19 protein-coding genes and 1 riboswitch are annotated in these 25,356 nt (G+C 53.8%); of the genes, 5 read left to right on the top strand and 14 right to left on the bottom strand.

Annotated features, from left to right (window positions below):
• The first annotated feature begins 86 nt into the window (after positions 1-86).
• On the top strand, positions 87-1,148 hold the full coding sequence (locus tag ACFPMF_RS09890) for a DNA topoisomerase IB (protein ID WP_379843858.1): 1,062 nt from the start codon (positions 87-89) through the stop codon (positions 1,146-1,148).
• Between the two features lie 25 nt (positions 1,149-1,173).
• On the opposite strand, the gene ACFPMF_RS09885 is transcribed toward ACFPMF_RS09890, so the two are convergent.
• Both ACFPMF_RS09885 and ACFPMF_RS09880 read right to left on the bottom strand, forming a co-directional pair.
• The gene (locus tag ACFPMF_RS09885) at positions 1,174-1,869 is read right to left on the bottom strand and encodes a DUF421 domain-containing protein (RefSeq protein ID WP_379843856.1); all 696 of its coding nucleotides are present in this window, start codon (positions 1,867-1,869) and stop codon (positions 1,174-1,176) included.
• Positions 1,870-2,018: 149 nt separating this feature from the next.
• Entirely contained in the window at positions 2,019-3,392 is a 1,374-nt protein-coding gene (locus ACFPMF_RS09880) for a TolC family protein (protein WP_379843853.1), read from the bottom strand.
• Positions 3,393-3,535: 143 nt separating this feature from the next.
• Here ACFPMF_RS09880 and ACFPMF_RS09875 point away from each other — a divergent pair, with 143 nt between their 5' ends.
• Positions 3,536-5,173 carry an amidohydrolase gene (locus ACFPMF_RS09875; protein ID WP_379843850.1) on the top strand — a complete coding sequence of 546 codons (1,638 nt, stop codon included), beginning with the start codon at positions 3,536-3,538 and terminating at the stop codon, positions 5,171-5,173.
• A 396-nt stretch (positions 5,174-5,569) separates the two neighbouring features.
• Here the strand turns inward: ACFPMF_RS09875 and ACFPMF_RS09870 are convergent, their stop codons facing one another.
• On the bottom strand, positions 5,570-6,352 hold the full coding sequence (locus tag ACFPMF_RS09870) for a M48 family metalloprotease (protein ID WP_379843847.1): 783 nt from the start codon (positions 6,350-6,352) through the stop codon (positions 5,570-5,572).
• 266 nt (positions 6,353-6,618) lie between these two features.
• On the opposite strand from ACFPMF_RS09870, the gene ACFPMF_RS09865 reads away from it, so the two are divergent.
• Complete coding sequence (locus tag ACFPMF_RS09865; protein WP_379843845.1) at positions 6,619-9,327, top strand: CotH kinase family protein; 2,709 nt, start codon at positions 6,619-6,621, stop codon at positions 9,325-9,327.
• Between the two features lie 56 nt (positions 9,328-9,383).
• Here the strand turns inward: ACFPMF_RS09865 and ACFPMF_RS09860 are convergent, their stop codons facing one another.
• From ACFPMF_RS09860 to ACFPMF_RS09830, 7 genes are all read right to left on the bottom strand, one after another.
• Positions 9,384-10,280 carry an SAM hydrolase/SAM-dependent halogenase family protein gene (locus ACFPMF_RS09860; protein ID WP_379843842.1) on the bottom strand — a complete coding sequence of 299 codons (897 nt, stop codon included), beginning with the start codon at positions 10,278-10,280 and terminating at the stop codon, positions 9,384-9,386.
• A gap of 57 nt (positions 10,281-10,337) precedes the next feature.
• Positions 10,338-11,636, bottom strand: a complete 1,299-nt coding sequence (locus tag ACFPMF_RS09855; protein WP_379843839.1) for an acetylxylan esterase — start codon at positions 11,634-11,636, stop codon at positions 10,338-10,340.
• A 234-nt stretch (positions 11,637-11,870) separates the two neighbouring features.
• Positions 11,871-13,538, bottom strand: a complete 1,668-nt coding sequence (locus ACFPMF_RS09850; RefSeq protein ID WP_379843836.1) for a beta-N-acetylhexosaminidase — start codon at positions 13,536-13,538, stop codon at positions 11,871-11,873.
• Positions 13,539-13,553: 15 nt separating this feature from the next.
• Entirely contained in the window at positions 13,554-14,765 is a 1,212-nt protein-coding gene (locus ACFPMF_RS09845) for an ROK family protein (RefSeq protein ID WP_379843834.1), read from the bottom strand.
• Between the two features lie 222 nt (positions 14,766-14,987).
• Positions 14,988-16,034 carry a homoserine O-acetyltransferase family protein gene (locus ACFPMF_RS09840; protein ID WP_379843831.1) on the bottom strand — a complete coding sequence of 349 codons (1,047 nt, stop codon included), beginning with the start codon at positions 16,032-16,034 and terminating at the stop codon, positions 14,988-14,990.
• 138 nt (positions 16,035-16,172) lie between these two features.
• Positions 16,173-17,477, bottom strand: coding sequence for an O-acetylhomoserine aminocarboxypropyltransferase/cysteine synthase family protein (locus tag ACFPMF_RS09835; RefSeq protein ID WP_379843829.1), 1,305 nt, complete (start codon positions 17,475-17,477; stop codon positions 16,173-16,175).
• A 217-nt stretch (positions 17,478-17,694) separates the two neighbouring features.
• Positions 17,695-17,811: riboswitch (SAM riboswitch) on the bottom strand.
• Positions 17,812-18,074: 263 nt separating this feature from the next.
• On the bottom strand, positions 18,075-19,553 hold the full coding sequence (locus tag ACFPMF_RS09830) for a Gfo/Idh/MocA family protein (RefSeq protein WP_379843826.1): 1,479 nt from the start codon (positions 19,551-19,553) through the stop codon (positions 18,075-18,077).
• A 315-nt stretch (positions 19,554-19,868) separates the two neighbouring features.
• On the opposite strand from ACFPMF_RS09830, the gene ACFPMF_RS09825 reads away from it, so the two are divergent.
• Complete coding sequence (locus tag ACFPMF_RS09825) at positions 19,869-20,195, top strand: DciA family protein (protein ID WP_379843823.1); 327 nt, start codon at positions 19,869-19,871, stop codon at positions 20,193-20,195.
• Positions 20,196-20,244: 49 nt separating this feature from the next.
• Here ACFPMF_RS09825 and ACFPMF_RS09820 read toward each other — a convergent pair whose 3' ends face one another.
• Both ACFPMF_RS09820 and ACFPMF_RS09815 read right to left on the bottom strand, forming a co-directional pair.
• A complete protein-coding gene (locus ACFPMF_RS09820; protein WP_379843821.1) occupies positions 20,245-21,042 on the bottom strand; it encodes a polysaccharide deacetylase family protein in 798 nt (265 codons plus the stop codon).
• Positions 21,030-22,013 carry a glycosyltransferase family 2 protein gene (locus ACFPMF_RS09815; RefSeq protein ID WP_379843818.1) on the bottom strand — a complete coding sequence of 328 codons (984 nt, stop codon included), beginning with the start codon at positions 22,011-22,013 and terminating at the stop codon, positions 21,030-21,032. The genes ACFPMF_RS09820 and ACFPMF_RS09815 overlap by 13 nt, the downstream gene beginning before the upstream one ends.
• A 300-nt stretch (positions 22,014-22,313) precedes the next feature.
• Here ACFPMF_RS09815 and ACFPMF_RS09810 point away from each other — a divergent pair, with 300 nt between their 5' ends.
• Positions 22,314-23,219: a S66 peptidase family protein gene (locus ACFPMF_RS09810; RefSeq protein ID WP_379843815.1), complete on the top strand. Its 906-nt coding sequence runs from the start codon at positions 22,314-22,316 to the stop codon at positions 23,217-23,219.
• Between the two features lie 53 nt (positions 23,220-23,272).
• Here ACFPMF_RS09810 and ACFPMF_RS09805 read toward each other — a convergent pair whose 3' ends face one another.
• A complete protein-coding gene (locus ACFPMF_RS09805; protein ID WP_379843813.1) occupies positions 23,273-24,460 on the bottom strand; it encodes a sialidase family protein in 1,188 nt (395 codons plus the stop codon).
• Between the two features lie 108 nt (positions 24,461-24,568).
• The gene (locus ACFPMF_RS09800) at positions 24,569-25,279 is read right to left on the bottom strand and encodes a sulfite oxidase-like oxidoreductase (RefSeq protein ID WP_379843810.1); all 711 of its coding nucleotides are present in this window, start codon (positions 25,277-25,279) and stop codon (positions 24,569-24,571) included.
• Positions 25,280-25,356: the final 77 nt, after the last annotated feature.

Genomic DNA, 25,356 nt, shown 5'->3' with positions numbered 1-25,356 from the left:
TTCATACATTGAAACGTACAATATCCAGTGAGCGGCTTAACCTTTTGCCGCTACAACCGGTTTATGCAGAGATTTTACCCAACCCCATGAACCTAGCTACCTTAGCCCAGGATGCTGCCAAAATTGCGCGGGCCGTCAAATTAATTTATGTTACCGACGCGATGCCGGGCATCCGTCGTCAGCGTTCCGGTGATCGTTTCCTGTACAAAGACCCGCAAGATCGTGTACTGGAGGATGAAGAAACCCTGGAGCGCATCCGGAAACTGGCCCTTCCCCCCGCCTGGGAGAACGTCTGGATTTGTCCCAAACCCAACGGACACCTTCAGGCAACCGGTTTTGATACGCGGGGCCGCAAGCAATACCGCTACCACGCCAACTGGAACGCAGCCCGCAGCGAAACCAAATTTTTTCGGATGATCGCGTTCGGAGAGCAACTGCCCCACCTCCGCGCCCGCATCGGGAAGGATTTAAAACGCCGGGAACTGACCAAGGAAAAAGTTATCGCGATTGCGCTGAGTGTGATGGAACAAACCCTGATCCGGATTGGAAATGCCGCCTATGAAAAAGAGTACGGGCATTACGGCCTGACAACCCTGAAAGATAAACACGTTGAGTTGATACCAACCGGTTTGCGGTTTCGTTTCCAGGGAAAGAAAGGCATTTACCACGACATCACGATGCGTGACCGGCGGCTGGCCCGGCTGGTCAAAGCGTGTCGGGAAATTCCGGGCAAAGAGTTGTTTCAGTATTACGACGAAACCGGCGAACACCGCAGCATCGACTCCGGAATGGTGAACGAATACCTGCGCGAAAGTACGGGAGAAGAATTCTCGGCCAAAGATTTTCGGACCTGGGCCGGCACGGTCAACGCGCTGCGGTTGCTGGCCGAACTGGAGCCCTGCTCCACGGAGAAGGAAGCGAAGAAAAACATCAACACCGTGCTGGACGAAGTGGCCCACCGGCTGGGCAACACCCGAACCGTCAGCCGGAAATACTACGTTCATCCGCAGTTGCTCAACGCCTACGAATGCCAGGATCTGAATCCGTATCTGGAACGAAAAAACCAGTTCCGCCGAACGTCGGCGTACGGCCTCGATCCGATCGAAAAGTTGCTGCTGCGGTTTTTGAAGGATCAGGTGAAGCGCTGATTCCGAGCGGCTTATGCCAGCGAACTTACACCTGCGCCTGCACCCACTGGTGATGATCGCAGCGCTGGCAGGCCGAAATCGGCTTTTTACCTAACTCAACCACCTGACCACAGCGGCAACAGGCATACAGCCCCGGTTCGGAAAGAACTTCCAGGGGATTTTTCAATTTATGGGGAAAAATCGGCAAACCGGGTTTTACGTCATCAGCTTTAAACTGAAAGATACTGACATCGCCGTTATGCTCCAGAATCGCCGTTCGAACCTGCCCCAGATGCTCAATGCCCGCCAGCCGGAGTTCGGCAAATAATTCGTCGAGCCCCAGATCCTCATCGTCAAAATTCTGCACCAGAATGCAGCCGTTCTCGACGACGTATACCGGCTTTCCTTCCAGAAACTCGCCAACAGTCGGGCTCTTATCGGCCAGTCGGGTGAAAAATTTGTAACTCAGCATCATCACCGCGAACACCACCACCGCCACCAGCAGGGGAACATCGTGGTAAAACATGGGATCACCGGCTGCCGAACCCAGACCAATGACCAGCACCAGTTCAAAAACCGACAATTGTTTGACCTCCCGCTTGCCCGAAATTTTCAGCGCCAGCAAAATAATCAGAAACATCACGAATGTCCGCAAAGCCACCTCACCAAGGTAACCAAACGGAAAATCATGCATAAAAATGCGTTGCCAGTCAAACGGCTGTACCGGCTCTTCCTGATTCATCGAAGAGAGTTAAGAATGAAGAGTTAAGAATGAAGAGTTAAGAATGATGAGTTAAGAATGATGAGATGGAGCCGCCCGGCGGTTGGCTGACGCAGGCTGTTCCTAACTCATAACTTTTAACTCTTAACTCATCCCTCTTAACTCCTAACTCATTTGGTTTGTTGCATAATCTGGCTGCTGAGACGGAGGAGCTCGATTTCGGCGATTTTAGTGTTGTATTCGGCGTTGATCAGCCGGGTTTCGGCGGCTACGGCATTGCGCTGTACATCCCGGAACTCGACCGCCGTGGAGTTGCCGACGCGGTACCGTTCGAAGGCAATATCGACATTCTGGTTGGCAATTTTAAAGCTTTCCACTTCCAGATTGACCAGAATCAGATTGTTGCGGTATTGTGAATACGTTTGTTCGAGCGCTTGCTGAAGTTGTAACCGCTGGTCGGATTCCTGGTATTCACTAATCAGTTCGCTGGTTCGCGCGTTGGCAATCAACCGGCGCTGGTTGAAACCGGTAAAAATCGGAACCGTTGCCTGAATACCGTAAACCAGCGCATCGTTACGGGCACTTCTGACCCCAAAACCGCCCTGGTTGTTGATGGCCTGGAAGTTGTAACCGCCCGTCAGGTTTACCGTCGGCAGCTGGGCCGATTTGGCCAGCCGGACGTTGAGGCTGGCAACCCGGCGATTCAGCGCAGCCGCCACCAGCAGCGGGTTGTTGTTTACCAACGACTGGCGGAGTTGATCCAGTGAAATATCCGGCTGGACAATAATGGTGTCGCGAACCGCAAATTCCGTTGCCGGGTCCCGAACAATGAGCGTATTGAGCAGCACCTTGGCGTTGCGGACATTCTGCTGCTGGGCTACCAGTGCCGAACTGTCGGTATTGTAATCGACCTGGGCGCTCAGAAAATCGACCCGGGAGCGCGTTCCTACCTCAAAATTGGCGCGCGCCAGTTCCAGCCGCTCGCGGGAAATGTCGAGGGCCTGTCGCAATGACACCAGCTGCTGGAGTTGCCGAATCACATCGTAATAGGCCGTGGCGACATCGGCCACCGTGGCTTCCACGTTGGCACGGGTGTTGACTTCGTTCAGTTTAACGACTTCGCCCAGCCGATCGTATGCAATGAAATTGCCAAAACCGTTGAAAATTGTCCAGTTCACCGCGACCCCGACCTGCGTGTTTTTGTTGGTAATGCCGTAGAGATTTTGGGGTGGCCGCAGCCCGTCGAGGAATTCCTGCCGTAAGTTTTGTAAGTTGTTGTTATTCGTTAGATTCCCTGTCACATTCGGAAAAAAGCTCGCTTTGGCGGTCCGGAAATCGGTTCGGGCGATTTCCTCCTGCGATTTGAAAATGCGAATCTGGTAACTCTTTTCGAGGGCGGCCGAAATCGCTTCCTGAAGCGTCAGCGTCGGTCCTTCCTGGCTAATCGTTGAATTACGGCGGGTGCGGAGTGCGGGCGGTTGAGTAGTTTGCGACCAGACAGCAGTAAGTGAAAGGCAAAGAATCAGGGTTAGCAAGAAACGCATTCTGGTATTATTTTTAGGTAACTGACCATCAAAATTAAAACATATTCTGTCAATCTTGATATGCCCGAATTAGATTTGGAGGGAATTATTCCCTCGTAATATTTTTGAACACAATCGTTTGAATAAATGATAAAAAAGGACTTATGCAATACCGATACCTGATTACCGCATTATCTGTTTGGGCGCTGGTAGCCTGTTCATCCAAAAAAGAAGCGGATTTCATCATCCACAACGCGGTTGTTTATACCGCTGATTCGGCTTTTTCCACGGCGGAAGCGTTTGCGGTTAGCGATGGGAAATTTGTAGCGGTCGGAACCTCGGAATATATCCTGAACAACTACCGTGCCGATCGGGTCACTGACCTGAACGGCCTGCCGGTTTACCCCGGCTTTTATGATCCACACGCCCATTTTCTGGGCCTCGGACAAATGCTCGATCAGGCCGATCTGGTCGGGACAACGTCGTTTGATGAGGTCATCCAGCGACTCCAAACGTTTGCCGCAAAACACCCGGCGGCCCTCTGGCTCATTGGCCGGGGCTGGGACCAGAACGACTGGCCCGATCAGCAATTCCCGACCCGGGAAAAACTGGATGCCGCCTTTCCCAACATCCCGGTTTGCCTCACCCGCATCGACGGGCACGCCGTTGTGATCAACTCCAAAGCCCTTCGGTTGGCAAAAATCGGTAAAGGAACCCGGGTACCCGGCGGGGAAGTGGTGCTGGCCAACGGCGAACCAACGGGCGTACTGGTCGATAATGCGATGGGCCTGGTCCGGCGCGTCATTCCGCAGCCCGACCAAGCTGACAAGGAACGCATGTTACTGGCCGCCCAGAAAGTCTGCCTGTCGCTGGGGCTGACGACGGTTTCCGACGCTGGCCTGAACCAGAACGACATCGAGCTGGTGGAACGGCTCCAGAAAACAAACAAGCTGAAAATCCGCGACTACGTCATGATCAGCCTTGGCGAACCGAATCTGGATTATTACCTCAAACGCGGCCCTTTCCAGACCGACCGCCTGACCGTCCGCTCGTTCAAACTCTACGCCGACGGTGCCCTCGGCTCACGCGGAGCCTGCCTGCGAAAACCGTATAACGACCGACCCGAAACCGCTGGTTTTTTGCTGCTCAGCCCCGAGGAGCTGGAACGAAACCTGACCCTGCTGGCCAACAGTGCCTTTCAGGCCAATACGCACTGCATCGGCGACTCGGCCAACCACCTGATTCTGGATGTATACGGCAAATTACTGAAAGGCAAAAACGACCGGCGCTGGCGAATCGAACACGCGCAGGTGGTTTCGCCCGATGATTTCTGGAAATTCAACCGGTTTTCGGTTATTCCGTCAGTGCAGCCCACCCATGCAACGTCTGACATGTACTGGGCCGCCGACCGACTGGGACCGGTTCGGGTCAAAGGCGCGTATGCGTTCAAGGATTTGATGAAGCAGAACGGTTACATTGCCTTTGGCAGTGATTTTCCGGTCGAAGCCGTCAATCCGCTGTACGGTTTTCATGCCGCCGTGGCCCGGGTCGATGCGAAAGGGTATCCAAAAGGCGGTTTTCAGATGGAAAATGCGCTGGATCGGCCCTCGGCCCTGAAAGCCATGACCAGCTGGGCCGCTTACGCCAACTTTGAAGACCACCTGCGAGGCAGCCTTGTAGCCGGCAAACAGGCGGATTTTGTCGTACTGCAACAGGATATCATGAAAATTCCGGCAACGGCCCTGCGGAATGCAACCGTTTTACAAACCTGGGTGGGGGGTGAAAAACTTTACCAGAAATAAAGTTTACGGTTTTCAGTTTACGGTATACAGTTAATACGAACGGTGAGATTGGATGGGTGCTGGTGAGTGGATGAAGTGCCAGATCATTCAATATGTACCCTACAGATTACACGGAATTAATTGATGAGGTAGTAAGTTGAATGACGTGCCATTGGCACGAGATGTTGGTAGTAACAGCATTATTCACACACCTGCACGTGTCGTCAGGTACACCTAGTCCTCTTCTACAAACATAAGTCCGCTACGCGGCCCAAAATCGCATCGTTCACGTCAGTTTTCAGTTTACGGTATTCAGTAGTTGGTTGTGGGTCCTACCGCTGTACGGGTCGGGACAGATCCTGAAACCGTATCAACGACCGACCGTAAACCGAAAACTGTAAACCGTATACAGCCCCTTCATTGCCCCTTGTATTTTGCGATGGCTTCTTTAATCCGCTGGATGCGATTGTCGGGGTCGGGATGGCTGCTCATAAATTCGGAGGGGCGGTTTGGGCCACCAGCGGCTTTCAGCACTTCCATGACGTCGATCATGGCTTCGGGGTTATACCCGCTCTCAATCATCCAGCGAACGCCCAGCTGGTCCGACTCGATTTCGTCGTCCCGGCCGTATTTCAGGCCAATCAGGTTGGCCACATACGAGGCAATGGCGGCACTCCGGCCCGGCGAATTGGGGTCTTCCGTAGCGATAGCGGCTGCTCCGGCCAATCCCTGCGTCAATTGCTGCTGGGCGATCTGCTCGGCCGAATGCCGCCCGACAACATGCGTAATTTCGTGGCCTAAAACGCCCGCCAACTGGTCTTCATTTTTCAGTTTATCCAGCAAAGCTGCCGTGATGAAAATCTGCCCGCCCGGCACGGCAAACGCATTGACGGTCTTCTCGTCGGCCAGCACGTGAAAATCAAACTGGTAGGGGCTGTTTTTGACGTTGGTTGAATTCACCAGCTTCTGCCCTACCCGCTTCACAGACTGCTGCACTTTTTCGTCAGGGTATAAACCGCCAAATTCCTTTGCCATTTGTGGGGCGCTTTCCAGACCGAGCCGAACTTCCTGCTCGGGCGTCATGCTGATATGCTGTTTTTCACCCGTAACCGGATTTTCCTGGGTATTGGTGAAATAGGTGAAAATGGCAATCAATGCCATGACCAGACCGATAACTACGCGTGTGGCTCGTGAACGCATGGGTTCGAAGGATAATGAGGTTTAACTTTAGTCGTATACTAAACCAAAAAGTAACGAAAAGTTCTTACCCGAACGAAAGATTCGCCCCGATGGCTAAAAAAAGAGCCATTTACCGGTTTTATAATTCAACGATACGTCAGCTACGCCCGCCCGGCCAGCCGGCCTTCCTCCCGTTTCCTTTCACCGCCCGACCGCTAGGTAAAAACCCTTAACCATAAGGCCCTAAATTAATAATATTGTACTAGTTTACTTAAAACTAATTTCTTATGAAGAAGCCCTCTACATTAAAACTCCCTTTGGGTGACTGCCTGCTGGCACTCCTTGTCTTCTTCGCTCTGTCCGTTTCCGATGTCTGGTCGCAAATCGTGGATGCCGGTCATTACCGCATCGATTCCAAGTTAAAGTTAATCGTTTGTAACCAAATCCCGGCCATTCCGGGAGGGAGTCAGACGGTTACGCTTCAATTGGACAAGCCTTATATCGTTTCCGGGAGTGTCGGCAGTGCTTTTCAGGTTGGTAAAGAGTATTCGGTCGTTAACAGCAATGTCACCTACACGCTGTTCTTTACGGACCTACCGATCATCCACGTTAAAACCGACAAGAATGCCGTTATCAGCACAAACGACGACATTCTTACGCGTGGTACCATTTCCATTGCCGATGCCAGTGGCCAGCCGTTTACGTCCAATATGGGGATCCGGGTACGCGGAGGCCTTTCCAGAGGGTATCCCAAAAAGTCGTACAAAGTGGAGCTATCGACGGATGCCGCAGGCAAAGAAGAACGGGAAGAAACCTTGCTGGGCTTGCGGGAAGACAGCGAGTGGCTGCTGATGGCGATGTATAAGGAACCGCTCCGTAATAACAACAAAGCCGGTTGGGCCCTGTGGGAACGAATGCACACCCTGCCTTATGCTGCCAAAGAACCCGACGCCCGCGAATTCATCGGAATGCGGTATTGCGATGTGTTCATCAACGACAGCTACAACGGTATTTACGCCTTTACCGAACAGATTGACCGCAAACAGCTCAAGCTGAAAAAGGAAGCCGACGACGGCACGGTCCGGGGCGAACTCTACAAAGCCGATGACTGGTCGGGAGCTACGGAATTCGACGGACTGCCGGCTTTGCCCCCCAACACGGGCGATGTCTGGGCTGGCTACGAGCTCAAACTTCCCAAAAAGCCCTTTTGGAATAATTTGTATAACCTCGTGGAATTTGTCTACAAGGCCCAGGCGGAAGAATTCAAAACCCAAATTGGCACCCGCATGCACCTGCCCAGCCTGATGGACTACTTCATTTTTTTAAACGTCATTCGGGGAACGGACAACTACGGAAAAAACACCTACGTGGCGCGGTACAAGGAGGGCGACCCGTATTTTATTGTTCCCTGGGACCTTGACGGCACCTACGGCTATCTGTGGAACGGTACCAAAACCAATCGCCACATCGACATTCTAAGCAATGGCCTCTTCAACCGCCTTTTGTCAATTGACAGCTACCAGCGGGAACTGAAAAAGCGCTGGTTCAAGCTCCGTGAGAATGAGTTATCGAACGCTAACATTAAAAACGACTGGATTGCCAGCAGCACCTTTCTGACCAATCAGGGAGCGTACCTGCGCGAAAAGAAAGTATGGTCAACTACCCTGGCTCCCGATGATCTGTCGTACGTAACGGCCTGGATTGATCGCCGAATGACCTACCTCGACCAATATTTCGCGACGCTGCTCGATGAAAATTCACCCCTGACCACCGTTGGGAACTTCGAAGGCTTTTTAGGAAGTGCCAATTGCAACACCATCAGCGGCTGGGTTTGGGACATCAATCAACCCCGGGCGGCCATCGCCTTCGAAGTGCTGGACAACGAGACGCCGGTGGCGTCCGGTTTAGCCAGTAACTACCGCGACGATCTGAAAACGCGGGGCGATGGAAAACACGGTTTTGTTATTCCCTTCCCGGAAAGCCTGAAAGACAACAAACCGCATACGATCCGGATTCAGGTTCCGGGCAGCAATTTTATTTTGAAACAGTCGGGTATGAAAGTAACCTGCGCCGGTACGGGCACCCCGCCCCCACCGGTCAATCAACCACCGGTTGCCCCCACTTCACTCCCGAATTTGACCGCGACCGTTAACACCCTGTATACTCAAACACTGCCGCCGTTCACCGACCCCGAAAAACAGTCCCTGACGTATACGCTAACCGGTCTGCCGGAAAGTTTAAGTTTCAATGCAGGCAGCTTGCAGATTACGGGCACTCCGAAGTCGACGGGCGTGTATTCGTTAACGTATACGGCGACGGATCAACCCGGTTTAACGAAAACCGTAACCCTTTCGCTGACCGTCAGCACTACTCCCACCCCGCCCCCACCGGTGAGCGGGAATTTCGACGGCTATCTGGACAAGGTGGAATGCGGCACCATCCGGGGCTGGGTCTGGGATCGGGACAAGGGCAACACGGCGATTACGGTCGAGTTTTATACCGAAAATCCGACCAGAGTCTGGGGGTCAACGCTGGCGAACATCTTCCGGCAGGATCTGAAAGATGCCGGAAAAGGCAACGGAGCCCACGCCTATAGCTTTACTGTGCCGACCGAATTAAAGGACAATACCGAGCGGCCGATTTTTGGCCGGGTAGCAGGCAGTACATTCGTCTTAAAAGGGTCGCCCAAAACCCTGAAATGCCCGCCCGCTACTGGTCGCCTGAGCGCCGAATCAACGGACGATCTCCAGGTTACGCTGCTGGGCAACCCCGTCAGCAACCGGGAAATAGCGGTGGAAGTCCGCGGGGCGCAGGGTCAGCCGTTACGGCTCGAACTCACGGATGTTTTAGGCCGACTGGTAACAGAACGTTCTGTAAAAGAAGCCAGTCTGATTGAACGTCACGTCCTGCCCGTCGGTAGTCCGGCTTCGGGGGTCCTGCTGCTGCGGGTCACGAGCGGCCAGCGATCAATCACGGTCAAAGCACTCAAACCGTAATGATCTGTCCTCCAGACGGTGGGAAGTGTCACTGTCTGGAGGACAAAACCGGGTTTTCATTTCCTGATTTCCAGCCGCCAGTCGGGACCGCTGCCGACGATATATTTTTCGGCGAAGTTCCCCATGTTGACCGCCACCGAAAAATTGAGCAGGCTGTTGAAATAGGCCACATTTTCGCCTTCTTTCGACTCACCGAAGGTGTTGACCAACTGCACCTGATCGTCAAACACGTTCTGGTTTCCCTTAAAAATCCGGACCCGTACGGATTCTCCGGTTTTCGCTCCCAATCGCGCAAAGAGGTTTTTCGGAATGTTGGTCCAGACGTTGCCGTACTGCACATCCAACACCGGAATGGTACCTTTCAGAACGCCGTTTTCAAAAACCGGTTTCTGGTACGGAATCCGGGTGACGTCCGCGGGCCGTTTTTTGCCCACCTGCGCCAACGTGATCACCCTGGCCGCCAGCCGGGCACCCGTGTACGCATACACGTCGCGACCGTGGAAGGTATACGATTCGTTGGAATTCCGCCGACGGTTGACCGCTTCGTCAATTTCGCGCACTTCCTGAATACCCAGCGTTTCGGCGATGAACGTCAGGGTACCGTTGTCGGGCGTTACCACATAATGGCCGGACTGAGTCAGCAAAACCACCGATTTACGGTCTGTGCCCACCCCTGGGTCACAAACCGACACGAAAACCGTTCCTTTGGGATAATACGGAACCGTCTGCAACAGTCGGTAGGCGGCTTCCCAGATGTTGTACGCCGGAATTTCGTGGGTCAGGTCGAAGAGTTGCAACCGGGTCGAAACGCCCATCGCGACGCCCTTCATGGCCGAAACCGCGCCATCTTTCTCCCCAAAATCGGATTGAAAAACCAGCACGCCATTCTGGGCCAACACCATCCCGGTCGCCAGCCAGCTCATGAGCAGGAAAAGGACAGTTTTGCACTTCATGGGGTTACGGTTTTCGGTATACGGTGGCTGACGCCTGGCAACTACCGTATGCCGAACCTATTTACCTGTTCCTTTCAACTGTTGCACCAGCCATGTCGTCATCAGTTCGGTTTGTTCGGGATAGGTCCAGTGGCCGGTATCCTCATAGAGTTTCAGTTGTTTCGGAGCCGAAATGACGTTATAAGACGCATACATCGACGTGGGCGGGCAGGTTTCGTCGTTGAAACCCCACGAATAATAACCGGGCACTTTCACCAGCCGGGCAAAATTCACCACATCGTAATAGGCCACGGTTTTGATTTTCGCGGGTGTGTTGTTGAACGCCAGCCCTTTGCCGGTAAACAGGTGGGGCCAGCCACCCGCCCGGCCTTTCAGGTAACCGGTCATGTCGGATAGGGCCGGATAATACGCCCCCAACCACTTCACCCGGCTATCCAGCCCGGCCGTAATGATAGATAAAGCGCCCCCCTGGCTACCGCCCGTTACGCCCAGGTTGCTGCCGTCATACTGCGGCAAACTCACCAGAAAGTCATTGGCCCGCACACAGCCCAGGTACACGCGTTTGTAGTAATACCGGTCGCGGTCGTCGAGGTTGATGTTCATGTACCCGCTCAGGGCACCGGTGGCAAGGTTTAGGTAAACCGCCGGATCGAGGTTAACCGGAATGCCGTGAATCCCGATTTCCAGGGTGATAATACCTTTTTCCGCATCGGCGATGTTACCGCCGTACGGACGAATACCGGCACCCGGTACCCGCAGCAGCGCCGGGTATTTGCCCTCCTGCCTGGGTACGCACAAGATACCGTACAAACGGGAGTTGGCGTAATTCTGGATGTTGACGTGGTACACGTTGACTTTTTCCGTGCAGCGTTCGGGCATCAGAGTCATCCGGGCGTCGAGCGGAACCCGGCTGAGTTCGGCTTTGGCACTGTCCCAGAACGTCCGGAAATCGGCCGGATTATCGACGGTCGGGGCCAGCTGCTCCGGATTAAAACCGGCTGTTGCCAGGTTCCGGTAGGTTTTGCCGTTGATTTCGGCGGTGGCAATACACCGTAAAAAACCGGCGGCCTTCATCGTACCGCCGTCAATGGTGGTGGTGCCGTTGGCGAGCGTAACGGTTTCTTTTTTCGTCGGCTCCATCCTTTCCGGCCCAACCTCGTACGACACTCTGGCTCCTTTGATGGGGTTGCCGTTTTGCAGCACGGAAATGGTAAATTTCACCGATTCGCCGGGGCGATACAACCAGTTGGTATGATCGGGCGCGACGACAATTTTAATGGGGCGTTCGGCGGGCTGGGCCAGGGCACAAACCGTGACAAGCAGGTACAGATAGACCAGCAAGGCGTATTTTTTCATACAAATCAGGTATTGAAGTTTAGTCAGTCACTTTTGCTGGTAAGCATGAAAACCGCGTTCTCTACCTGTCAGCCCGCATTAACTTTCTATTTTCGACCGTTTTCTCCGTGAACCAAGGCGGTTTTCCGTTTCCACGTCCTTCGGTCCAACCCGCATCCGTTGACCGCCGGTTTTCCCACCAACCAAAAATGCCCGGTTTAGCCGGGCATTTTTGAGGGATACGTGTCAATCCATTTATAATTTCCCCGTCGAACCATCCGGTTTGACATAGATAAAATCGTTATTGATCGGCGCTCCGAAGTAATTGACACCCAGGGCATCGAGTCGCTTTTTGTGAACTTCCAGCCGTTGTTTGAAATCCTCGAAGTTCTTCCGCTCTTTGGGCGACCAGCCAATCTCGGCCATGGCCGCAGCCCGGGGAAAAAGCATGTATTCGACATGGTTCGGCGTCTTGATGTATTCCGTCCAGAGGTTGGCCTGGACCCCGATGATGTGCTTTTTGACATCGGCCGACAAACTATCCGGACCGGGCTCGTACGAATACGTTTTTTCGAGCGGTAACAAGCCCCCGATGGAAACCGGCTGGCTGACGGTTTTCGGATCGGCCTGGTAATAATCCAGGTAGAAATAGGTCGTCGGCGTCATGATCGCATCGTGCCCCTGTTTGGCCGCTGCGATTCCGCCATCGACGCCCCGCCAGCTCATCACCGTTGCGTTCGGCGATAAACCGCCTTCCAGAATTTCGTCCCAGCCAATCATCTTGCGGCCTTTCGAGGTAATAAACTGATCGATCCGGCCAATGAAATAGCTCTGCAATTCATGCTCGTCTTTCAGACCGAGTTTCCTGATCAGATCCTGGCAAAACCGGCTTTGAATCCACTGCGTTTTGGGACATTCGTCACCGCCGATATGGATGTACGGACTCGGAAACAAATCGATCACTTCGGTCAGCACTTCTTCCAGAAACCGGAAGGTTTCTTCGCGGGGGAACAGCACATCGTCGTGCACGCCCCATTTGCCCGTCACCGGCACAATCTTGTCGGGATTACTGCCCAATTGCGGATAAGCGGCCAGAATCGCCATTGCGTGGCCGGGCATCTCAATCTCCGGCACAACCGTAATAAACCGCTCCTGGGCGTATTTAATCACCTCCCGGATCTCGTCCTGCGTATAAAAACCGCCATAGGGCGTTTTGTCGTATTTATTGTTCCGGTAATGGCCCAGCATGGTTTCCTGCCGGGTCGAGCCTATTTCGGTTAGTCGGGGGTGTTTTTTTATTTCAATCCGCCAGCCCTGGTCGTCGGTCAGGTGCCAGTGAAACGTATTGACTTTGTGCAACGCAATCTCATCGATGATCTTTTTAACCGTCGGAACCGGCGAAAAATGCCGGCTTACATCCAGCATAACGCCCCGGTATCCGTAACGCGGCTGATCTTCAATGGCGCAGCAGGGCACCGACCAGTCCACTCCCTGCGCGACCGAAGCCCCGAACACCTCCGCAGGCATCAGTTGCAGCAGTGATTGCATCCCATAGAAAAAACCGTTCGGTTCCTGCGCCATCACCGTAATCCGTTTCGGCGTGACATTTAGGAAATAGCCTTCCTTGCCTACTTTGGGGTTATTCGTTACCGTAACAAACGCAATGTCACCCTTCTTACCGGTTTTTACCGTTGGGGTTCGCCCGGTTGCTTTGGTCAATTGGTCGGCCAGCATACCGGCCACCCGGCGCACGTCCGGGTTATCGGTTCCGACGCTGATAACCAACTGAGCGGGTAATTTAAAACTGCCGTTCTGGGCGGTCAGCCGAACGGGTTGGGGGATTATGGCGTAACGGGAGGTCTGGGCCCCGGCGAGCTGGCAGATCAGGCCAAACATGACGACCCAGGAAAAGAGAATTTTCATTCGGAAGCTGATTAATTAGGGAATTTCTTCGTGTTCGAGCAAACACTGCACAACGTAGGCCTGCGTACCGAATAGCTTCGCCATCTCGCCCAGCCGGGAAACATTGATAACCAGTTTGTTCCGAAAATCCGAGAGGCAATATTTGTCAATGGCCTGTTCGATCGGCCGGGTAATGAGCCGTTCGGCTTTGGCCACCACCCCGTTCACAATAATCAGTTCGGGATTAAATAAATGAACCGCAATGGACAAGCCTTTGCCCAGTTCACGGCCCACTTCGTTCAGCAGATCGATGGCCAGTTCGTCGCCCGCTTTGGCCTTATCGATCACCATTTCAACATCGATAGCTTCGTAATTTTCTTCCGCAAGCTTCGAAACGCGCCCTTCCCGCAACCCGACTTTAACCCGACGGACCAGCGAGGAAGCCGAGGTCAGCGTATCCAGACAGCCCACTTTGCCGCAGGTGCACAATTCGCCGTCGGCCTGCAACTGAATATGCCCCAATTCGCCCGCAAACCCCGCCGACCCCTGCAAAATCTCCCCGTTGATGATAACGCCCAACCCAACGCCCCAATCGATGTTGATGGACAACACGTGGTTTTTGCCTTTCGCCAGCCCGAAGCGGTGCTCGCCCAGAATGGTGGCCTTGGTGTCGTTGATGAGATAAACCGGCGCGTTGAAACTATTGGCGAGCAATTGCGGCAACGACTCTCCGTTTCGGTTCAGGTTTTTATAGGTGTAATTATTACCCGTCCGGGGATCGACCAGGCCGGGCAGGGCGCAACCGACTCCGATCACATTCAACCGGCGCTCCCGGGCCCGTTCCGCAATTTCTTCCAGCGGCCCTTTCAGGGCATCGAGAAAAGAAACGGAGTCTTCTAAACGAAGGTTGACATCCAGCCGGTCGAGCAGTTGGTTGGCCAGATCGAAGATCACCAGTTTTACATCGTGAACACTGATATCGACCACTACCACGGCCTGGTTACCGGGCCGCAGCCCGAATAAGGCCGGTTTTCGACCGTACTGAGCGGTTCCGATGCCGATTTCCTGCACCCAGTTTTCGGTTGCAAGCTCATCGATCAACATCGTGATGGACGGAACACTGGCGTGTAAGGCCTTGGCTAGCTGCGCCAGCGTCCGGGAGCCAAGCCGATACATTTCTTTCAGTATCCCACGCTTCAGACGGCTTTTTTTCTTGTCAACAATAGATACCGTATCGTTTGCCTCCATAAAATGACATGCATTGAGAAAATCTATGAGATAAAAGGGGATGAACGCGGGGTAAGCGTATTTTTAAAATAATTTAATAATTGTGCGATTTTATTAAATTATTTACAAAACAACAAATTTTGTATTCATTTCCCCAAAAAACACAATGATTGCTAAATGAATGTCCTTAAAAGCGGTAGAAAACAGCGTATTTACTTATTATTCGGTTTAATAGATCGCAGCCTAGCCCATTGCGGGTGTTATCAGCGGTTTGCGCTCTTCCATCCAGGTCCGGATGATTTGGGTAAGCGGTTTGGTTTCGATCAGAAAACCGTCATGCCCATAAAGAGAGTCGATCTCTTCGTAACGGGCGTCGGGGATGTGCCGGGCCAGCGTGCGTTGCTCGACGGGCGGAAAAAGAATGTCGGATTTGATGCCGACCGACAGCGTGCGGGAGGTAACCTGCTCCAGCGCCCGGCTGATGCTGCCCCGGTTTCGGCCGACATTATGAGAATCCATCACTTTCGACAAAATCCAGTACGTAAAGGCATTGAACCGGTTGGCCAGTTTTTCGCCCTGGTACTGCTGATAACTGGAGGCTTTATAGTGGTCGAGCTGTTCGTTGTTATCCAGCGCCTGCGTAAAACCGTAGGTATCGTAATTCCGGTAGGATAACAAAGCCACCGCCCGGGCAGCTTTCATGCCGTTGCGGCCCGCGTCATCGCGGTTTTCGCTCCAGGTGGGATCGGCACTGATGGCCATCCGCTGAGATTCATTGAAGGCAATCCCCCAGGGCGACATCACGGCGTTGGTAGCAATCAGAATCAGGTTCTGGATCAGACCCGGTTGTTGAATAGACCATTCCAGTGCCTGCTGCCCGCCCAGCGAGCCGCCAATACAGGTCTGAATCCGGTCGATACCCAGGTCCTGCCGGAGCAGATCGAGCGCTTTGACAATGTCGAAAATCGTTACCTGCGGAAAATCGTGGTAAAAGGGTTTACCCGAAACCGGGTTTGTGGACAAAGGCCCTGTGGAGCCGTAGCAGGAACCCAGCACGTTGGCGCAAACGATGAAAGAATGCGCCGGATCGTAGAATTTACCCGGCCCGACCATGCCTGACCACCAATCGAGGGTGTCTGCACTGCCGGTCAGTGCATGACAAATCCAGACGACATTGGAACGATCTTTATTCGGCTTCCCCAGTGTCGTATACGCTAGTCGGAACCCCGGCAAAACCGCGCCCGACTCGAGTGAGAAGGTGTATTTGTAGTCAAAAAACTTGGTCTCCAATCGAAAAAAGAATTGTCGGTTTACGGTTTTCCGTTTACAATTTATCGTTTTAGACGGTCAGACAGAAGGCGTTAGCGTTCATCCTGAAATCCGTAAACTATAAACCGTAAGCTGAAAACCGTAAACCGTAAACGAAAACTATCCTGCAATCGCGGCAAAAGCCGTTTCCAGATCAGCCTTGATGTCATCGATATGCTCAATACCGACCGACAGGCGCAGCTGGCCCGGCACCACACCCGCGCTGAGTTGCTCCTCTTCGCTCAGTTGCTGGTGCGTCGTCGCCGACGGGTGGATGATCAGCGTTTTTGAATCCCCGACGTTCGCCAGGTGACTAATCAGTTTCAGGTTATCGATAAACGTGTCGGCGGCTTCCTTACCGGCTTTCAGTTTGAACGACAGAACGCCCCCGAAACCGCGTTTGAGGTATTTGGTTGCCAGCGCATGGTACGGGCTGCTTTCCAGTCCCGGGTAGAACACTTTCTCAACCTGTTCGTGCTGTTCCAGCCATTGGGCCAGCGCCAGGGCGTTCTGAACAATCCGGTCTACCCGCAACGACAGGGTTTCTACCCCCTGCAGAAACAGGAACGAGTTGAAGGGGCTCAGTGCCGGTCCCCAGTCGCGGAGGCCTTCGACCCGGGCGCGAATGATAAACTGGATGTTGCCAAACGGCCCGCCAATGCCAAACACGTCGTTGAACACCAGCCCATGATAGCCCTCGGCGGGTTCGGTGAACTGCGGGAATTTGCCATTTCCCCAGTTGTAATTACCGCTATCGACAATCACCCCGCCGATGCTGGTTCCGTGGCCGCCGATCCATTTCGTCGCCGACTCGACCACCACCGCAGCCCCGTGCTCAATGGGCCGGATCAAATAACCGCCCGCACCAAACGTGTTATCCACGATCAGCGGCAGATCGTATTTCTGGGCCAGAGCCGCAAACGCTTCGAAATCCGGGATGTTATACTCCGGATTCCCGATGGTTTCCAGGTAAATGGCCTTCGTTTTATCGTCAATCAGTTTTTCAAAACTCTCTACTTTATCGCCATCGGCAAACCGGGCTTCGACCCCCAGCCGCTTGAAGGAAACTTTAAACTGGTTGTAGGTTCCTCCGTAGAGATACGAGGTAGTAACGAAATTATCCCCGGCGCTCAGAATGTTATTCAGGGCAACGAACTGCGCGGCCTGTCCCGACCCGACGGCCAAAGCCGCGACTCCGCCTTCCAGCGCAGCAATGCGCTTTTCGAAAACGTCGGTGGTGGGATTCATAATGCGCGTGTAAATATTCCCGAATTGTTGCAGGGCAAACAGCTTGGCTCCGTGTTCGGCATTATTGAATACAAAGGAAGTCGTTTGGTAAATAGGAACAGCCCGTGAATTGGTGGTGGGATCAGGTTCCTGTCCGGCGTGCAGTTGCAGGGTTTCGAAATGCAATGAATTTGCCATAAAAATCAACGTGGATTGGTAAAAATTAGGATTAGAGTTTAGCCGCGAGTCCATGTTGGCCCGCCTGGATACGTAATGGAGTTATTTTGACGGTTTTACGCAGGTATAACCGCCAACCCGAAGCCGATCCCTCTCCCGGTTGTCGGAATACTCGGGCTGTGTGACATTAATTGCCCGCCGGGGGCATACAGCATCGGATGTTGATCATGTGTTTGTCGATTTATATCTCCTGTCGAACCACCGAAGCGTTCCGCAGGCGGGATGTAGCACCTTGCCGCGCGGCAGGTTGCCAGAGGTTCACCGAGCCCGGTCTCTTGCCTCTTCTTTATAAATCAAGCGCAACCGGAATGTTGCAGCAAAGATTCGGAGTTAGTCGAATCCGTGGGAAACTTGATTTCAGCCGCAAGTATAGCGAACGGAGTCCGTTGCTGCAAATTTTTTGGCAGGAAACGGCTTGCAGTCGCTGAATGGCAGCAAACGGATTACCGAACGGTAGTCGCTCCCTTAAAAAGAAACCTCCTGTCTTACAGCCGGATGGCCATAAAACAGGAGGTTCTGCCGTCCGACGGTCGTTGGTAAACTTCCGGACGCGACGGCTTATATCGACAGCTTCCAGCCTTCGCGGTATTGGCGCGACACAAACTGGTTGGCATCGTCGAAGTTGGTAATTTTCATGTTCTTGCCATCCCACAACAGGCGTTGGCGACCGGGATAGGTAAACCCTTTCCCATCGGCTTTCGGCGTCCGGAGCATGTAGCTGCGAATGGCCAGGTTGCCCATCAGCACCGACTCAGTCAGCGGACCGGCGAAGTCGAACGACGAGGTCAGCGCTTTGTGTTCCTTGCTGTTGAAACCGGCTTTGCAGGCTTCCGTCCACAGAATCTGGTGGCCGTTTTCCGGCCAGGGCTTGCCATCAGCCGGTTTTGGTTTCGCGGGTGCTTCCACTTTCTTGCCGTCTTTGGTATACAGTTTCGGATCGTCACCGTACATCCCACAGGCAATCAGGCCTTTATCACCAATCATGAACATCCCATTTTCGCCACCTTCGGGGTACGCTTCACCGGCAGGTAGGAAGTCGGGGCGGAACGGACGGATACCGCCGTCGGACCAAACCATTTTGACTTCCGACTTATTCTTGGCCGAGGCCGGGAACTTCAATTCGACGTGGGAAGCGGGCGGGCACCCTTCGGGGTTGTATTCCGGGGTCCAGTCTTTCAAAAAGACCGCGCTAATGCTGGTTTCTACTTCGGTCGGGTAGCCCAATCCCAGCACCCGGAACGGAATATCCATGATGTGGCAACCGATGTCACCCAGCGCGCCGGCACCGAAGTTCCACCAGCCACGCCATTTGAACGGGTGGTAAGCTGGCGTATAGCCTACTTTCTGTGCAGGCCCGAGCCACAGATCCCAATCCAGGTCGGCAGACGGTTCGCCGGCCGGCTGCGGAACCGGAATTCCCTGCGGCCATACGGGGCGGTTGGTCCAGATCTGAATTTCGTGGACTTTCCCAATCAAGCCTTTATCAAACCACTCAACCATCGTTTTCTGTTGCGGATTCGACGACCCCTGGTTCCCCATCTGGGTTACTACTTTGTATTTCCGGGCCGCTTCGGTCAGCAACCGGGCTTCGTGAATGTTGTGGGTCAACGGTTTTTGTACGTAAACGTGCTTACCCCGCTGCATAGCCGCCAGCGCCACCACGGCATGCGTATGATCGGCGGTTGAAACCGTCACGGCATCAATGGTGTTGCCTTCTTTTTCGAGCATCTCACGAAAATCCTTGTACCGTTTAGCTTTTTCGTGTTTGGTAAAGTTTTCCTTTACGCGGGGCAGGCCCCAATCGACGTCGCACAGGGCCACAACATTATTGGCTCCGTTGTTAAAGGAGTTGTTAATATCACTGGAGCCTTTACCGCCAAAGCCTACTGCGGCCAGGTTCAGTTTATCGCTGGGGGCAATAAAACCTTTCCCGCCCAGAACGTGGCGCGGCACGATAAAGAAGCTACCAGCGGCCAGCGCTCCGGCCTGAATAAATTTGCGACGCGATGTTTGCGACGGTTTTTCAGAAGATTGCATAAATCAGATAAGGACTATGGGTAAATCAATACAAATAAAGTCCAAAATAGGGAAGATATACCCGAAAAAGCGAATCCTTTATCCAGCATTTCTCGATTTTTAATCGCGCCCGGTCACCAACCCCCGGTTTTAGGCCTGATTTCAGGGTTGTTGAGCGAAACCGGTACCAAATCCTGCTTTTTGAATTCCGGGAAGAAAGCCTGCCCGGGATCGTTTTACCTTCGGACTGGCGCTCCATAACCGGGTATTTTTTTTCGGAATCGCTTGCCATTCCGACGGGCCGATCGTTACCTTTGTAGCAAGACACCGTTTCGTATGGCTCACTATTATCGCTTCGACAAAGAAAACGCGTCCCGTCGCGCGGGAACCGTTGTCCTGAAAGATGCTATCGGGCAAATGTTGAAGTCATACCAGTTGCAAACCCGGTTTAACGAAACCTACCTCGAAGCGTTCTGGGAGAAAATGATGGGCAAAGCCATTGCCTCCCGCACCAACCGCCTGTACGTCAAGGACCGCAAGCTCCACATTGAAATCAGTTCCGGGCCACTCCGCAACGAACTGGTCATTGCCAAACAGAAAATGATTCAGCTCATCAACCGCGAAATGGGCGCGGATGTGCTGGAAGACGTTATTTTTATCTGATCCACAAGGCTCCAAAACCCGCTCCGCGACGGAGGTAACCCGTATAAACTCATGCTTTTGAGGTCGACAGGAAAGTATCGGCAAATTCCTGCATGGTCCGGTACTCGCCATGGGGAGCCAGGAACCGCAGCAGGTCTTCGACGCGGTCGAGCAACCGCTGGTGGGAATACCGCCGGACGTACGCCGGAATTTTACGGTAATCCGACAAGTCGGTAAACTCCCAGGGATGCACGTAGAGATTCAGGAAACCGTCGGTTTTTAAGGTGTGCAGACACAACCGTTTATACAGGGCAAACGGGAAGTTTTTCAGGCTCAGCCAGAACAACGGCAGCCGAAGCCGGGGCGTCACCGAAGCCGGAATGTGCAGAATACCACCCCGTTGGAAAGGTGTCCGGGGCTCCCGCAGGTGGTTATACCGCCCCGGTAGATAGGTCGGATGCAGCGACGAATTGTAGCGATAGCCCGCCAGCCAAAGATCCTTCTCATCCACTTCTCCCATCCGAGCCCGGCGAAAACCGACCACCTCCTGCCCCGTAATGGCTTCCAGCGTCCGGCGGGATTTCAGCAGATCGGCGGGTTCAAACGTCGTATGATAATAGCCGTGTGACGCAATTTCGTGCGTTTTCACCAGTTTCAGAATCAAGTCCGTTTCGTGAAACGCGTAGTTGGCCGTCGTAAACAGGGTGGCCCGAACATTCAGCGTCGCCAGCCGATCGGCCAGCAAGTGCAGGCCCCGGGTCGAAACGATCAGTTGTTCGTTGAGCGACAGTTCGTGGCCGTACTCCAGCGCCGTATCGAACTCCTCCACATCGACCGTAAACAAAATCTGACGATTTACCACTCCCATGACCCGACGCTAACGACTTTCCTGACCAGATTCGATTCCTGAATCCGGTAGGTTGGCCGGTGTTTAATTTCCTGAAATGCCTTCCCGAGATAAACGGCGATGACGCCAACCATAATTATCTGAATACCAGCCAGTAGCGTAATCAACAGCCCAAGGATTAACCAGCCGAAAACCGTGTTGGCCGTAAAATACGTTTCATAGACGACGTCGGCTCCGGCTAATAACCCAACCAAAAACATACCAAAACCGAGCACGACCGACAGGTAGAGCGGTTTGGTAGTCAACGAAGTAACCCCCATCGTCGCCAGGTCGAATATCTTGCGAAACGAGTCATTACTTTTTCCGGCGTCGCGCCGGACAGGCTGGTATTCGACCCGGCTCTGGCGGAAACCCATCCAGGTGATCATCCCGCGCAGAAACAAATCGGTCTGCTGATAAAGCCTAAGGTTTTCAACTACTTTTCGGTCGAGTAACCGGAAGTCAGCAGCGCCTTCTTCCAGGTTGACGCCGGACACCCGGCGGACGAACTGGTAGAACCAGCGCGAGGTCTGCCGATTCATCAGGGACAGCGACGGGTCGGGTTTCCGAATGGCGCATACCACGTCGTAGCCTTCCTCCCACTGCCGGATGAGCGCCGGAATCAGTTCGGGTGGGTGCTGCCAATCGGCACCGAGACAGATTACGCAGCTACCGGTCGCGTGGTCGAAACCAGCGCGTAGCGCGGCCTGGTGGCCAAAATTGCGGGCAAGAGACACGTAATGAACCGGGGGGTACAGATTGCTCAATCGTTGCAGCAGATCGAGGGTATTATCCGTACTGCCGTCGTCGATGATCAGGATTTCAACATCCGGATACGGCGCCAAAATACGTCCCAGCCGATTCACCAAAACCGGCAGGTTTTCTTCTTCATTATGAGCCGGAACTACAATACTGATTTTGCCAGCGTGCCGGTTTATAAATTCAGTCGGCATCTTATCTTTGTGTACGGAAGATGGTAGTTTATTCGTTTGGCATTACTGCTAAACAATAATAGGTATTTTCGCACTCAGGCTGATTGGGTAGTTTCCGGCCCACCAACGCCATCCCCATAACCACAACAGTATCAGTGCGTTATGGAAATTAAATTTTAATTAGAAATACATTAAGATCTAATTAATTGATTCCCCTTGGTTTCCTTACAAACCTGTAAACCAACCTGTTGATCGACATTATTCATTAAAACCGGCCCCTGATTTTGAGCCGGTTTTGTTGAAACAAAACTTGAAAATAATTTGATAAAGCCCCCTTATTTGCGCCCCGGTCAACGGGTGGGTCTGATGGCGATGGCCAGTCGGCTGGATTACGAGACACTCGAACCGGCGTTTCGGATTCTGCGCGACGAGTGGCAGTTGGAAGTAGTCGAAGGCGAATCCCTCCAAAGTAGCTATTTTCAATTTGCGGGCGACGATTTCGTGCGCGGGCGCGACCTGCAACGCATGCTCGACGATCCGACCATTCGGGCCATTTTCTCCGCCCGGGGGGGGTATGGCAGTTACCGCATTCTCGATCAGCTCGATTTTACCCGGTTTCTTCAACACCCGAAATGGATCATCGGCTTCAGCGATATTACCGTTCTGCATTGTCACCTGCACCGGCTGGGCGTCCAGAGTCTGCACGCCATCATGCCCAAACTTTTCGGAAGCGAAGGTGCCCGACCGGCGATAGACACCCTGCACCAATGTTTATTCGGGGAAGCGCTCGAACCGTATACCAGCCCCAACCACGCGCTCAACCGCCCGGGAACAGCCAGCGGCCCGTTGGTAGGCGGCAACCTGGCCCTGCTCGTCCACACGCTGGGCACGCCCTCGGATGTCGATCTGCACGGCAAGATTCTCTTCATTGAAGACATCGACGAGACGCTCTATTCGACCGATCGCATGATGATCCAGCTCCGGCGCGCCGGCCGGCTGACCGGTCTGGCCGGTCTGGTGGTGGGTCAGTTTACCGAGATGCGGATCAACGAATCGGCCCCATTTGGCAAAACCGTCAATGAAATCATCGCCGAACACGTCGCCGGTTTCGACTACCCGGTTTGCTTCGATTTTCCGGTCGGCCACGTGCCCCGCAATCTGGCGATGCCCATCGGTCGGGTGGCCGACCTGGACGTGACCGAAACCGGCGGACGCCTGCGGTTTTAGATCGATTCGCTTTTTCAGCCCTGCTAACCGCGAGCCAACCGGTTTTGGCCGCCTTACGGTTTCAGCCAGTCGTAGGAAAAGGACGTAAACTGAATCAGGGAATAATTATCACGCTCGTAGAGCAGGCCAATCCGACCGTCCTGCAAAATCACCAGATCCGAATACGCCGATGAGCCGCTGTAAATTTCCCGGCCTGCCGACCAGCTTTTACCGTTGTCGGTGCTTTCCCGCACGGTGAGTTTCTCGCGCCGGGTCGGGCTGTTGGCATTGGCAAAAAGCAAGACCGGTTTTCCCGCCCTCGTCTGGTAATTCACCATCGAACCCTGGCAAACCGGGTCGGGCAGGTCCTTTGCCACCACGGTCGGTTGCCAGCTTTCGCCCGCATTCGGCGAGTAAGCCAGCAGGCGGTTTTTCACATCGCCCGACTGGTTGCGCATGTTCATCAGCAAACCGCCGTCGGTGGTTTCGGCCGCCGTGCTTTCGTTGCTACCCGGATAATCGATGGTAGGGCTCAGTTTCCAGCGCTGGCCGTGGTCGTCAGAATAAAAACCGTGGGCCTGGTAATCGCGAAACTGCGGCTTCGGTGGCCCGGCAGAATGGTTGGCCGCCACAAATAACCGACCCCGGTGCGGCCCTTTCGTCAGTTGCAGCGCGTGGCCGGGCGTGTTGGCATACGAGCGCCAGTCGTCCGAAAACCGGTAGGCCGGATTGACCGCCGGTTTGTTAGGCCGGTTGACCTGCGTCGTGATGTTCACGGCCTCGGACCAGGTTTTCCCGTTATCCGTACTGGTTTTGTACCAAACTTCCCGAATCGCTTTGCCCTGGCGGACCTCGTCTTCCGAAGCCGTTCCCGTGTTGTAAATCAGAAAAAGCCGCCCGTCGGGATACCGCGCGTCCGTCAGATCAAAAACCGGGGCCGGATTTCCGGCCTGATGGGTTCCGAAATCGACCACCAGCGTCTGGGCGTCCCAGGTCTTGCCCCCATCACTGCTCCGACGCAGGACAATATCAACATCACCGAAGTCCCCGCAGTTGGTCCGGCGTCCTTCGGCAAAAGCGAGCAGAGCCCCATCGGGCGCTTTGACAATGGCCGGAATCCGGTAACACTGATAGCCGTCGGTACCGTTGCGAAAAACCGTCGTTTCTTCCGGGGCCGCCAGCCCGGTATTGGAAATGGATTCCCGGCTGGCTGGCTGAACGCCAAGCAACCCGATGAGAGCGGCAATGGATAGAATTTTCACGCTTGTAAAAAACAGTTTTACTTATTGCCCGGACGGTTTGAGAGTATTTTACCCGGTTATGTGGTGATGCAGGCGTTCTGGTTATTTCTGTACCGCAGTAATTTGGCCTTAACTATACCGGTCATTGCGCCAGGGATAGGCGGTATTCGAATACCCGCGCTCTTCCCAGAAACCCAGCCGGTTTCCGGCCATAAACTCGATGCGCTTGATCCATTTGGAGCCTTTCCAGGCGTACAACTGGGGGGTAATCATGCGCAACGGACCGCCGTGTTCGCGCGGGAGCGGCTGGCCTTCCGCCGTATGAACCAAAAGCACATCGGGTTTGAGGGCTTCCTCCAGCGACAGATTGGTTGAGTAACCGTCAAAACCGTAGCACATCACGTGCGTGGCGGTTTCCTTCGGCATCACCAACGCGGCCAGATCGGCAAACCGGACCCCCACCCACGGAATATCCAGCTTCGACCAGGTGGTCACGCAGTGAAAATCACTCACATCGTTCGTTTGCGGCAAGGCCAGAAAATCTGCCCACTTCAGACGAACCGGGTGTTCCACTTCGCCATCGATCGCCAGTTGCCACTTGTCCAGCGGAATGTTCGGGTGATGTCCCAGGTCCAGCACCGGCCATTTTTTCGTCACCGTCTGGCTTTTGGGAACCTGTGGCATCCCGTGGCGGTTCGGTGGCCCGGAACCCAGCGGTTTTTCGTCGGCCATCGACGGCGTCGTTTGCATGGCTTCTTCAAACCGCCGTTTCAGTTTCATACGGGCCTCGATGATGCGGTCGAGTTTGTCCGATTCGGGGGCGGTTTCGTTCGGTTCCATGGTTGTCGTTGATGAAAAGGCCTTCGCCGTTTGGATTACGAAACAAGATACGCAACAAACGCCAAACCTGGCCCCTT

This window comes from Larkinella bovis, from assembly GCF_042655385.1.
GTDB lineage: Bacteria > Bacteroidota > Bacteroidia > Cytophagales > Spirosomataceae > Larkinella > Larkinella bovis.
The sequence above is the reverse complement of the archived record's forward strand: the minus strand, read 5'-3'. Positions and strand labels throughout refer to the sequence as shown.

Bases quoted from the DNA above. Each gene is read 5' to 3' on its own strand.
- ACFPMF_RS09890 (WP_379843858.1), top strand. From the start codon at position 87: ATGAACCTAGCTACCTTAGCCCAGGATGCTGCCAAAATTGCGCGGGCC.
- ACFPMF_RS09885 (WP_379843856.1), bottom strand. From the start codon at position 1,869: ATGAATCAGGAAGAGCCGGTACAGCCGTTTGACTGGCAACGCATTTTT.
- ACFPMF_RS09880 (WP_379843853.1), bottom strand. From the start codon at position 3,392: ATGCGTTTCTTGCTAACCCTGATTCTTTGCCTTTCACTTACTGCTGTC.
- ACFPMF_RS09875 (WP_379843850.1), top strand. From the start codon at position 3,536: ATGCAATACCGATACCTGATTACCGCATTATCTGTTTGGGCGCTGGTA.
- ACFPMF_RS09870 (WP_379843847.1), bottom strand. From the start codon at position 6,352: ATGCGTTCACGAGCCACACGCGTAGTTATCGGTCTGGTCATGGCATTG.
- ACFPMF_RS09865 (WP_379843845.1), top strand. From the start codon at position 6,619: ATGAAGAAGCCCTCTACATTAAAACTCCCTTTGGGTGACTGCCTGCTG.
- ACFPMF_RS09860 (WP_379843842.1), bottom strand. From the start codon at position 10,280: ATGAAGTGCAAAACTGTCCTTTTCCTGCTCATGAGCTGGCTGGCGACC.
- ACFPMF_RS09855 (WP_379843839.1), bottom strand. From the start codon at position 11,636: ATGAAAAAATACGCCTTGCTGGTCTATCTGTACCTGCTTGTCACGGTT.
- ACFPMF_RS09850 (WP_379843836.1), bottom strand. From the start codon at position 13,538: ATGAAAATTCTCTTTTCCTGGGTCGTCATGTTTGGCCTGATCTGCCAG.
- ACFPMF_RS09845 (WP_379843834.1), bottom strand. From the start codon at position 14,765: ATGGAGGCAAACGATACGGTATCTATTGTTGACAAGAAAAAAAGCCGT.
- ACFPMF_RS09835 (WP_379843829.1), bottom strand. From the start codon at position 17,477: ATGGCAAATTCATTGCATTTCGAAACCCTGCAACTGCACGCCGGACAG.
- ACFPMF_RS09830 (WP_379843826.1), bottom strand. From the start codon at position 19,553: ATGCAATCTTCTGAAAAACCGTCGCAAACATCGCGTCGCAAATTTATT.
- ACFPMF_RS09825 (WP_379843823.1), top strand. From the start codon at position 19,869: ATGGCTCACTATTATCGCTTCGACAAAGAAAACGCGTCCCGTCGCGCG.
- ACFPMF_RS09820 (WP_379843821.1), bottom strand. From the start codon at position 21,042: ATGGGAGTGGTAAATCGTCAGATTTTGTTTACGGTCGATGTGGAGGAG.
- ACFPMF_RS09815 (WP_379843818.1), bottom strand. From the start codon at position 22,013: ATGCCGACTGAATTTATAAACCGGCACGCTGGCAAAATCAGTATTGTA.
- ACFPMF_RS09800 (WP_379843810.1), bottom strand. From the start codon at position 25,279: ATGGAACCGAACGAAACCGCCCCCGAATCGGACAAACTCGACCGCATC.